A 9,791-nucleotide genomic window follows, 5' to 3' on the forward strand; every position below is an offset into this window, starting at 1 on the left:
GGCCGCGGGCGTGCTGACCGGGGAGGACCCGGCGGCGGTGGCCCGGCGCTGGAACACGGCGCACGGACCGGTGCTGGAGGCCGGGGAACGGGACGAGGCGGCGCTCGCACGGATCGCCGGGGTAATCTCCGACGCGGCCCCGTTGCTGGAGCGGGAGGCCGATCAGCGCTGACGGCTTCGCCCCTCCGGGAGGGGGCCGGCGGCCGCCGGCCCCCTCCCGGAGGGCCCGAGCGCGTCGAGGAGTGCCGGCATCGGCATTTCGAGGGGTGCGGACACGTCGGGGAGCGCGGGCACTTCGGGCAGCGGGGGGCTGCCGGCGCCGACTGCCCGGGGGCGCCGACACGGACAGGACGGTCTTTCGGGGACCGGCCGGACGAGGACTGACTCAGGCATGACCGCACCGCTTCACGAGGCCCACCCCAACAGTCCCGGCCGACGGCTGCCCGACACGCAGCAGGGCATGCGCCGCCGCAACCTCTCACGGGTGCTGCACACCGTGAACGCGGACGGACCGCTGTCCCGCGCGGCCGTCGCCTCCCGCATCGGGCTGACCCGGGCGGCCGTCTCGACCCTCGTGGACGAACTGATCCGCTCGGGACTCCTGGAGGAGCTGGGTCCCGAGCGGCCGGGCCGGGTGGGACGGCCCGGTTCCGCACTGGCCCTGAGCGGCCGTGGCCCGGCGGGTATCGGCGCGGAGGTGGGCGTCGACCATCTCGCCGTGTGCGCGGTCGATCTGCGGGGCACGGTCCGTGCACGGATCGTGCGGCACGGCACCAACCGCGGTCGCGCGCCGGAACCCGTGCTGGGGGAACTGACCGGACTGGTACGGCAGATCGTCGCCGAGGCGGACGGGGAAGGGCTGTGGCCGGCAGGTCTGGCTGTCGCCGTACCGGGCCTGGTGGCGCGGGACGCCCGGACCGTGGTGCGTGCCCCCAACCTCGGCTGGCACGACACGGACCTCGGTCCTCTGCTGCCGGACGGGTTGCCGCTGACCGTCGACAACGAGGCGAACTTCGGCGGTCTGGCCGAACTCTGGCTCAACGAGGAGGCACCGCGCGACTTCCTGCACGTCTCCGCGGAGATCGGCATCGGCGGAGCCGTGGTGGTGGACGGGCGGCTGCTGCGCGGGACGCGGGGTTTCGCCGGTGAGTTGGGGCATGTACCGGTACGGCCCGAGGGACCCGCGTGCGGCTGCGGCGGACGCGGGTGCCTCGAACAGTACGCGGGCGAGGAGGCCGTGCTGCGCGCGGCCGGTCTGGAACCCGGCGGGGACCGTGTCGGGCTGCTGGCCGAGCACGCGGCGGCAGGTGACAAGAACGTACGGCGGGCACTGAGCGACGCCGGTGACGCGCTGGGCATCGCGCTGACGGGGGCCGTCAATCTGCTGGACCCTGAGGCCGTGGTGCTGGGCGGGGCGCTGTCCGGGCTCGCGCCCTGGCTGCTGCCGTCGCTGGAACGGGAGCTGGCGCGCCGGACGGCGGGCCCCGCCTGCCCGGTGTCGGTCTCCTCGCTCGGTCCGCAGGGCCCGCTGCTGGGGGCCGCGCATTCCGTCGTACGTGCCGTGCTCGATGATCCGGCGGCGGTGGGGGGCGGAGCGTAGGAGCGGACCCGCGCTCACCGGTCCGCACTCGCCGGTCCGCACTCGCCGACGGTGCCTCGGCTCAGCGCCGACGGTGCCTCGGCATCAGCTCCGGTACTGCTACCGGCAGCGGTACTCGGAATGCCGCAATGCCCTCCTTCGGGTGACCGGGTTGTCCACAATCGCGGTGCTGTCCACGGAACCGGGCCGGCTCTTCCTCCTCGGCCGACAGGGCCCGTACCGTGATTCACGCGAGACACCGCCATCGGGTGAACGGAGCAGTGCAAGCATGAGCAACCCTCGGATCCTGACCGTCCGACCCGAACCGGGCGAGTACGCGTGGACGTTCGGTGGTGCGGCGCCGGTGGCACGCATCGCACCGGGTACGGTCCTCGACCTCTACACGGAGGACTGCTTCGCCGGGCGGGTGCGCTCGGAGAAGGACCTGGTGTCCGAGGTGTGCGAGTTCCCGTTCCTCAACCCGCAGACAGGGCCGTTCCACGTGGAGGGCGCGGAACCGGGGGACACGGTCGCGGTGCACTTCGTGTCGATCGAACCGGCTCGGGACTGGGCGGCGTCGACCACGGTCCCGCTGTTCGGGGCGCTGACCGCCACGCACGCCACGGCCACGCTGCAACCGCCGCTCCCGGAGACGGTGTGGATCTGGCAGCTCGACCGGACACGCCGTACCGCTCTGTTCAGCGCACGGGACAGCGACATCCGGATCGAGCTGCCCATGGATCCCATGCACGGCACCGTGGGAGTGGCGCCGGCCAATCTGGAGGTGCGCTCCGCCTTGGTGCCGGACGCGCACGGCGGAAACATGGACACGCCCGAGATGCGGACCGGCGTCACCTGCTACCTCGGGGTGAACGTCGAGGGCGCCCTGCTCAGTCTCGGCGACGGCCACGCGAGGCAGGGTGAGGGCGAGACCTGCGGAGTCGCAGTGGAGTGCGCAATGAACACGGTGGTGATCGTCGAGCTGCTCAAGGGGATCTCCACGCCGTGGCCACGCATCGAGTCCGACACGCACATCATCTCGACCGGCTCGGCACGCCCTTTGGAGGACGCGTTCCGCATATCGCAGCTCGACCTGGTGCAATGGCTGGCGCGCGACTACGGGTTCAGTGAGATGGATGCCTACCAGTTCGCCACCCAGGCCGTCGAGTCACCGCTGGCCAACGTCTGCGACACCAACTACACCTGCGTGGCCAAGATCCGTAAAGAGTGGCTGCCCGAGCGGGAGACGCATCGGGGGCTGCATGCCCGGATGCGCGAAGCGGCCGCAACTCTGGGACGTTGAGCCCTGTGCGTACGGCGTGACCAACGACAGACGCCCACCCGAACCACCCCGGCCACCCTTCCGTGCGCCCCGTCCCGTGCCTGCTGCCCGGCCGCCCACCACCCGCTTCCGACATCTGCGGCCCGCTGTCCGCTGTCCGCTGTCCGTTGCCTGCTGCCCACTGCCTGCCGCCCGCCGCCCGCCGCCCGCCGCCCGCCGCCCGCCGAAATAAATGGTCACCGTGCCTTGAGAGGAAACCCGTGGACCGAGCCGAGTTCCTGCCCACCTCCCTGCCGAGCAGGCGGCGCCTGCTCCAGAGCGCGGCCCTAGCCACCCTCTCCACCGCGCTGCTCCCCGATCCGCGGGCGGGCGCCACGCCGCGGGGCATCGACTGTCCGCAGTCCGAGTGGGCCCCGGCGAACAGGTCCAACCACACGGTGGCCGACCGTCCCAGGAGCCACCCCGTCGACTTCGTCGTCATCCATGTGACACAGGCGACCTACGCGGACACCCTCGCCATCTTCCAGAACCCGAAGAAGCAGGTGTCCGCGCACTACGTGGTCAGGTCCTCCGACGGCCACATCGCACAGATGGTCAGGGAGCGTGACATCGCCTGGCACGCGGGCGTCTGGGACTACAACGCCCGCAGCATCGGAATCGAGCACGAGGGCTGGGTGGACGAGCCCGCGTACTTCACCGACGCCCTGTACGAGGAGTCGGCGAAGCTGACCGCGGCGATCTGTGCCAAGCACGCGATCCCCAAGGACCGCTCCCACATCCTCGCGCACTACGAGGTGCCGGACAGCGACCACACCGATCCCGGTCCGCACTGGGACTGGACGCGCTACATAAGAATGGTCAACTCCGCCTAGCCGACCGGCGCGGATGCCGCGCAGCCGACCGGCGCAAGGGAAGCGGCGGCGCCTGCCGGGCGGGCCGCGACGCTTGTCCGTGCCGACCGCTGGAGTGACGATGTCACCAGCGGCCCCGCATCCAGTCCCAGCGCCCTCCGGGAGGCCGAGTTGACCGATCCATGGGTGGCCCTCGATCCGGGCACCGATCCGGTGGAACGGGTGCGCGTGCTGCAGCGCGCACACGAGACGTTCACCGAGGCGGGCACGGTACCGCGGCCGGTACGGTCCGTGGTCGCCGAATCCTGGCGGCGTTCGGCGCGGGCCGGGGTCGGGCCGGACGGCTCCGCGTCCGTGGAGCTCAGCGACGGGGACCTCGGGTCGTACCGGGCGGAACACCCGTTGGCCCCGCTCATGCCGCTGTTCCGGGAACTCATGGGCACGTTCGCGTCGGACGGCGAGCATCTGCTGGCCGTGTGCGACGCGCAGAGCAGACTCCTGTGGGTCGAGGGCCACCCCGGTACACGGCAGAAGGCGGACGACATGAACTTCGTGCCGGGCGCGCGGTGGTCGGAGTCCGTGATGGGCACGAACGCCCCGGGTACGGCGGTCGCGCTCGACCGACCGGTGCAGGTGTTCGCGGCCGAGCACTTCATACGGCGCGTCCAGCCGTGGACATGCGCGGCCGCTCCGGTGCACGACCCGCGTACGGGACGACTGCTCGGTGCCGTCGACATCACCGGCGGGGACGGGCTCGCGCATCCGCACAGCCTGGGTTTCGTGCAGGCCGTGGCACGGGCCGCCGAGTCCCAGCTGGCCCTGCTCAGTCCGGTGCCGGCCGCCACCGACGCCTTGCAGCTGACGGCTCTGGGCCGGGACGAGGCCCTGCTCGTGACCGGTGGCCGCACACTGCGTCTGAGCCGCAGGCACAGTGAGCTCCTGGTCCTGCTGTCCAGGCATCCGGACGGTCTCACGGGCGACGCGTTGCTGTGCGCGCTGTACGAGGACGAGTGGGTGACGCCGGTGACGTTGCGTGCCGAGCTGGCCCGCCTGCGGCGCCTGCTCGGGGCCGGGGTGCTGGCTTCACGGCCGTACCGGCTCACGGTTGCGGTCGAGTCCGATGTCGCGGTGGTGGAGCGCAGACTCGGCGCCGGTGCGGTCACGGCGGCCGTGGCGGCGTACGCCGGTCCACTGCTGCCGGGTTCGCAGGCGCCGGCGGTGGTCCGGTTGCGCCGACGACTCGCGGACGGACTGCGTGCGGCCCTCGTCTCCGGCCGCGACCCCGACCTGCTCGCGCACTGGGCCCACGCGTCGTGGGGCGAGGACGACCTCCAGGTGTGGCGGGCACTGGCCGCCTCCCGTCCGACGGCACCGGTACGGGCGCGGCTCGCGCAGTTGGAGGCCGAGCAGTCCGCGTTGCGGTCCGCGTTCCCCGGCCGGGCGCGACGCTGAAGGCCCTTCCCCCGGCACGCAACGTACCTGCAACCTCCTTGTCCCTACCGTCGTGGTGGGAGCCGCCCGACGGCGGGCGGCCCTTCCTCGGGAGGCAGAGCACATGACCCGTTACGCGGCGCCCGGCACCGAAGGCGCGATCGTCTCCTACCGGTCGCGGTACGACCACTTCATCGGGGGCGAGTACGTACAGCCCGCCCGTGGGCAGTACTTCGAGAACCCGAGTCCGGTCAACGGGCAGCCGTTCACGGAGGTGGCGCGCGGCACGGCCGAGGACGTGGAGCGCGCGCTCGACGCGGCGCACGCCGCCGCTCCGGCCTGGGGCCGTACGTCGGTGACCGCGCGGGCCGACATCCTGCTCAAGGTCGCCGACCGGATGGAGGCGAACCTGGAGAAGCTCGCGGTCGCGGAGAGCTGGGAGAACGGCAAGCCCGTCCGGGAGACCCTGGCCGCCGACATTCCCCTCGCCATCGACCACTTCCGCTACTTCGCGGGGGCCATCCGTGCACAGGAGGGGTCGCTCGGAGAGGTCGACGACGACACGGTGGCGTACCACTTCCACGAGCCGCTGGGGGTCGTGGCGCAGATCATTCCGTGGAACTTCCCGATCCTGATGGCGGTGTGGAAGCTGGCACCGGCGCTCGCGGCGGGCAACACGGTGGTGATCAAACCCGCCGAGCAGACCCCGGCGTCGATCCACTACTTGATGAGTCTGGTCTCGGACCTGCTGCCGCCGGGCGTCGTGAACATCGTCAACGGCTTCGGCGTCGAGGCCGGCAAGCCCTTGGCGTCCAGTCCCCGGGTGGCGAAGGTCGCCTTCACCGGGGAGACCACGACGGGGCGGTTGATCATGCAGTACGCCTCGGAGAACATCAAGCCGGTGACGCTCGAACTCGGCGGCAAGTCGCCGAACATCTTCTTCGACGACGTGTGGGCGCGGGACGACGACTTCCGGGACAAGGCGCTCGAAGGCTTCACCATGTTCGCGCTGAACCAGGGCGAGGTGTGCACCTGCCCGTCCCGGGCGCTCGTCCAGCAGGGCTGCTACAGCGAGTTCCTCGACGCGGCGGTGGCCCGCACCGAGCTGATCAAGCCCGGCCATCCGCTCGACACCGAGACGATGATCGGCGCCCAGGCTTCCAACGACCAGCTGGAGAAGATCCTCTCCTATCTGGACATAGGCCAGCAGGAGGGCGCCAAGGTGCTGACGGGCGGACACCGCGTCGAACACGACGGCGAGCTGGCGGGCGGGTACTACGTGCAGCCGACGATCTTCCAGGGCGACAACAGGATGCGGATCTTCCAGGAGGAGATCTTCGGCCCCGTCGTGTCCGTCACGTCGTTCTCGGACTTTGACGACGCCATCAAGATCGCCAATGACACCCTTTACGGGCTCGGGGCCGGCGTGTGGACGCGGGACATCAACACGGCGTACCGCGCGGGGCGTTCGATCCAGGCCGGCCGGGTGTGGACGAACTGCTACCACGCGTATCCGGCACACGCGGCGTTCGGTGGCTACAAGCAGTCCGGCATCGGCCGCGAGAACCACAAGATGATGCTGGAGCACTACCAGCAGACGAAGAACCTCCTCGTGTCGTACTCACCGAAGAAGCTGGGATTCTTCTAGACGCCAAAAAAGGGCGTCTGAACAGGTGTTTCACCGGTCGGACGCCCTCTCTGGAGCACACTTGAGCCGCGGCGCGAAGTGCGTAGTAACTCCCAATATTTCCCGCTGTTGTCCCACCTCTGACCAGGTGTTCCGGAGCATTTCCGGGCCAAGACCCGGCTCATGCGCCCTCTCCGCTGCGGACCTGCTTCTCCCACCTTCGCATCGACTCCTCGATCAGGCTGTTGGCATGGTTGCGCGTCTCGGCCAGAAACTTGGCGTAGTAGCGGAAGAGGACCTGGATGCTCTGCTCGGCGCGGCGCGCGCACTCCGCCGGGTCGACACCGGAAGCAAGCCAGAACGAAATCCCTGCGTGGCGTAGGTCATAGGGGCGTTTTGCCAGTTCAAGGGCGAGTTCATCGAGAGTCAGTGTCGCCTCGCGCGCACGTCCCCATGTGATGTTGTACGCGGAAGTATCGATGTAGTTTCCCGCTGCATTGCGGAACAAGCGCCCATCGGGTGTGACACCGAACCTCTCTATGTGCTCACGCAGCATGCTCACCAGCACCGGCGGGATGGGCACGGGCCCCGTCGCCTGGGCCGCCCGCCGCTTCAGCGAGTGGACCTCGTGAGCGGCACCGTCATTCGTCCACTCCTTCCCTGCTGTGACCACCCCGCCCTTCAGGTTGAGGAGCCCCCATCCGCTCGTCGGCAGTCGGCACTGGGACTTCTGCAGGTGGATAACCTCCGCAGGACGCATCGCGGCGTAGTACATGCAGCCGAAAAAGGCGTACAGGTGCGGGCCCCGGCCAGGCAGCTCCCTGACCGCGGCAAGCAGGGGGCCCACCTGCGCCGGATTGGGTACACAGTCCAGATCGACTTCGTCGGCCACTTCCGGCGCAGACCACCGAAGGCCGCTCAGCGGGTTCTGGGTAAAATATCCCCGTTTGACTGCGACCCCGAACACCTCATTGACGGCAGCCTTCTTGCGCTTCGCGGTCTTCGCTGTAGCCGCCGCTCCATCGACCTTGCGGCACAAAGCATCGAGCCCACGGCGCAGCACATCGGGCTCCGTCAATTCGCTCACGGGCAGCGAATGACGCTGCAGCCAGTCCAATGCCGCCTGCCACTCCTCGGGCGGATCCTCCCTCCGGGCTTTTTTGTTGAAAGCCCATGAATACAGTGCCCTTCGCAGCTCTCGGGGCGCCCGGGGCATGTGCTCCGGCTCGATGAAGGCTGGAGTGATGGTCGCGAGAGCGTCGGCCAGCGTTCGACGCGTGTTTCCCGGCGTACGGTCCCAACGCTGGTCGATGTACTCCCGTGCCAGGTCGTACCAGGTGGTGCGCTGCTTCAGGGCCCGGAGTTCGGAGGCCGGCAGGCCCGCCCTCGTGTCGAACGGCTCACCGTCGCGCGCGGCAGTCACGAGTTTGGAACGGCGGCTCTCCGCAAGCCCTTTCGTAAGGAAAGACTCGGATTTCCCCCGTCCATTGACCGTCCAGCGAACCTCGAACCCCTTGCGACGATCAGGCCGCTCGCGCGTGTCCCAAAATCGAACCCTGTAACTCATCACCATTCAGGCGTGTCCCTCTCGCAAGCCGCCCACCACGCGTCCAGATCGACGCGGCGACAGCGGAGTTCACCATTCGGAAGTTTGATCATTCGGGGCGCTTGACCGCGAGCACGCAAGCGATAAAAAGCTGATGAGCTCATTCGAATTTCCGCCAGGACCTCGGCGAGTTTGAGCGCAGGAGGGCGAGCCATTTTTCCCCTGAAGATTCAAAAGAGTCGCCAGACGCTGAGCGGCACAACAGAGATAGCCGAGTTGAGCGGTGGCATGGACGTGCAACGCATCCACGAAGCTCCACCGCCAAGCGCAACCACCGCGAACTCCTCAATGGTCGCGATGATCGCCGGTTTGGCCAACCGGCGATCGTCGGCTATGTTGCGCGCCGCACCAGATGAATCCGGCAGCTCCTCGGGCTGGCCGCACTCGAGAGGCCATCCAGCTTGAGGACTGAGCTGAGGTTAAACCGCCCCCGATGGGCACCGGGGACCGTCATCTGTCAGGAGCCCAAATACCCCACCCGCCATGGCGCGCTCGGGATCTCCGACAGCACAGGGCATAGGCCATAGGCCATAGGCCATAGGCCATAGGCCACAGGCCGAGCTGCGGCTGCGGAGTTCGTCCCAACACTGCAGGAATGGCCCCATCGCAGTAGCAGCCTTATTTCATACGGCCTCACAAAATGACGACAGCGCTGATGCATACACATGTCTCAGCAAACACGACTTGACGCTCCTAACCCCCTGCGACCGAACCAAGCTTCCAGCGCACCTAGCGCAGAGAGGACAGATGAATCGAAGCGGGTAGATCTAACGAGGGCATCCGATATACGGTCCTCCAAAATGGGACTAACCAACAAGACAGCCTGGTGCGGTACAGAATTGTGAATCAGTACCAACCCAGCCACACCAAAATTTTGCACTTGCCTGAGATATTTTTCGGGACGTTGTACTTTGACATGCTCTCGGCAGAGGTTTCCAGTCCTTTGGGGTCATCCCTTGTCTGCCGTGAGAGAACCCTTGCCGGAAACCATGTTGAGCCCTTCTGCCATAACCCCCTTGAGGCGCAAGGCACAAGCCAGCACCTGCATCATGAACCCACTACACGACCTCGTCGGCGAAATACCTTGCTGGCCGCCCGCGCAGAAGACAGGCCGGCCAGGGAAAGCGCTACGAGTGGTTCGGCGATGAACAGAGCCCCGGGCAGCCCGACCGTCCCTGAGCCGATCAGGAAAAGGCCGAGCAGGTCGCGGAGGAGGCCCAGGACTGGGCCGAGCACCCGGACTTCCCCGCGGCGGCCCGGCGGTGACCGAGCAGCGACCCGAGCGACCGACCGCCGAAGGTGAGGTGACGGCCGCGCAGTGGGCGGCCTTCCTGGAGGCGCGCGTCACTGCGGAGTTGGAGCCGGCGCCCTAGCTGTTGCGGGACATGACGTTGGTGACACAGGCCGATGTCAGT

7 protein-coding genes and 1 pseudogene are annotated in these 9,791 nt (G+C 68.5%); 6 read left to right on the forward strand and 2 right to left on the reverse strand.

The genetic code is table 11. From position 1 onward, the window contains the following. The 6 genes and pseudogenes from HO151_RS07310 to HO151_RS03515 form a co-directional block, all read left to right on the forward strand. Window positions 1–172, forward strand: a pseudogene (locus HO151_RS07310) (xylulokinase); the annotation flags it as partial. A 219-nt stretch (window positions 173–391) separates the two neighbouring features. After that, window positions 392–1,600, forward strand: coding sequence for an ROK family transcriptional regulator (locus HO151_RS03495; protein WP_173894639.1), 1,209 nt, complete (start codon window positions 392–394; stop codon window positions 1,598–1,600). Window positions 1,601–1,868: 268 nt separating this feature from the next. Further along, on the forward strand, window positions 1,869–2,882 hold the full coding sequence (locus HO151_RS03500) for an acetamidase/formamidase family protein (RefSeq protein ID WP_173894640.1): 1,014 nt from the start codon (window positions 1,869–1,871) through the stop codon (window positions 2,880–2,882). 239 nt (window positions 2,883–3,121) lie between these two features. Continuing rightward, complete coding sequence (locus HO151_RS03505; protein WP_173894641.1) at window positions 3,122–3,733, forward strand: N-acetylmuramoyl-L-alanine amidase; 612 nt, start codon at window positions 3,122–3,124, stop codon at window positions 3,731–3,733. A 150-nt stretch (window positions 3,734–3,883) separates the two neighbouring features. Continuing rightward, window positions 3,884–5,164, forward strand: coding sequence for a GAF domain-containing protein (locus tag HO151_RS03510; protein WP_173894642.1), 1,281 nt, complete (start codon window positions 3,884–3,886; stop codon window positions 5,162–5,164). A 103-nt stretch (window positions 5,165–5,267) separates the two neighbouring features. Beyond that, window positions 5,268–6,791 (forward strand): aldehyde dehydrogenase family protein, encoded by a 1,524-nt coding sequence (locus tag HO151_RS03515; protein ID WP_173894643.1) that lies wholly within the window; start codon window positions 5,268–5,270, stop codon window positions 6,789–6,791. A 160-nt stretch (window positions 6,792–6,951) separates the two neighbouring features. Here HO151_RS03515 and HO151_RS03520 read toward each other — a convergent pair whose 3' ends face one another. After that, entirely contained in the window at window positions 6,952–8,343 is a 1,392-nt protein-coding gene (locus HO151_RS03520; RefSeq protein WP_173894644.1) for an integrase, read from the reverse strand. Continuing rightward, on the reverse strand, window positions 8,337–8,531 hold the full coding sequence (locus HO151_RS07315; RefSeq protein ID WP_254594685.1) for an AlpA family transcriptional regulator: 195 nt from the start codon (window positions 8,529–8,531) through the stop codon (window positions 8,337–8,339). Before HO151_RS07315 ends, HO151_RS03520 begins: the two co-directional genes overlap by 7 nt. Between the last annotated feature and the right edge of the window lie 1,260 nt (window positions 8,532–9,791).

Source organism: Streptomyces sp. 8P21H-1 (genome assembly GCF_013302945.1).